Genomic DNA, 1206 nt, shown 5'->3' with positions numbered 1-1206 from the left:
CATCATAAGGTTTCCCTGTAATACAGATAGTGGTGTTCTCAGTTCGTGAGAAGCATCCTCCACAAATTGTCTCTGTTGATTGAAAGACTCTTCTAATTGGTCCATTAGCTCATTAAAATGAACTGCAAGTTGGGCAATTTCGTCTTGATTTTGATGAACCATTACCCTCTCTTCCAATCCATATTTCTTTATCCTCGTTAAGGTATATGAAATATCCTGAATGGGTTTTAAAAATTGTTTTGACAGGAATAACGCACCTAATAAACTTAAAAAAAAGGCGCCAATGCCTGTTAAAAACATCATCATTCCAAATTGTYCTAACAAATCATCAAAAATTTCTAGATTTTTCACGATTTCGATTGTCCCAACAAAATTCGTTCCTACTAGAGGTTTTCTGAAAATGAGGAGCCTATCATCACCAATCTTTTGTAATTCAAACTGTTCATTTTGAACAGTTTTTTCGGTTACGATTAATTCCTCCTCTTGACTTACTGCAACAACGCTTCTTCCATATCGATCATATATTCGTATCGTTTCTGATTTTTCATTGATAGATTCTAAAAAAGATTCACTCTCTTTAAACGTACTTATCGATAAGTTTTGATTATCTTGCTCCGAGAAATACTCTTGAGTAGCATCCATCTTTCTCTCAATCGATTGCTCTTCGTATCGAACCATCCAACTATTCATCACGAAGTACTGCAATAAATTATAAGATAGAAATAAACCCATCATTAAGAGAGTCGACCATAAAACAAGTTTCCATTTGAGTTTTAACTTCGTCTTGAACTTCATTATTTCATCACATACCCTACCCCGCGAACGGATTGGATGTAGTTTTCATCTTCGATACTAATTTTGTTACGTAAGTACCTAACATATACATCAACCACATTCGTTTCAATAAACGTCTCATATCCCCAAATTTTTTCTAAAATGAGTTCACGTGTTAAAACTCGATTGACATTTTGCATAAACATCAAGAGAAGTTCATACTCCCTTTTTGTCAATGTAACCTCTTTGCTTCTATTCTTTACAGTTCGAGAGATGGTGTCGACTTCAATCTCTTTGAACTTTAAATGTTTGGCGATGCTTTCTTCATGCTTCTCCTGTCTCCGAAAAATCACACGCATTCTGGCCAAGAGTTCTTCAATAGAAAAAGGCTTTGAAACGTAATCATCTGCACCCACATCTAAACCCATGACT

At 35.2% G+C, this 1206-nt stretch carries 2 protein-coding genes; both read right to left on the bottom strand.

Annotated features, from left to right (window positions below; translation table 11 throughout):
* A partial coding sequence (locus AC1DSB_RS19660) for a histidine kinase dimerization/phospho-acceptor domain-containing protein (protein WP_477587462.1) occupies positions 1 to 690 on the bottom strand: 690 nt, incomplete at its 3' end.
* A gap of 104 nt (positions 691 to 794) precedes the next feature.
* Positions 795 to 1206, bottom strand: a 412-nt coding sequence (locus AC1DSB_RS19655) for a response regulator transcription factor (RefSeq protein ID WP_477587461.1), incomplete at its 5' end; no start/stop codon positions are given.

It is taken from the genome of Paenisporosarcina sp. P4_E4_2, assembly GCF_056401595.1.
This window is presented reverse-complemented; position numbering and strand designations above follow the sequence as displayed.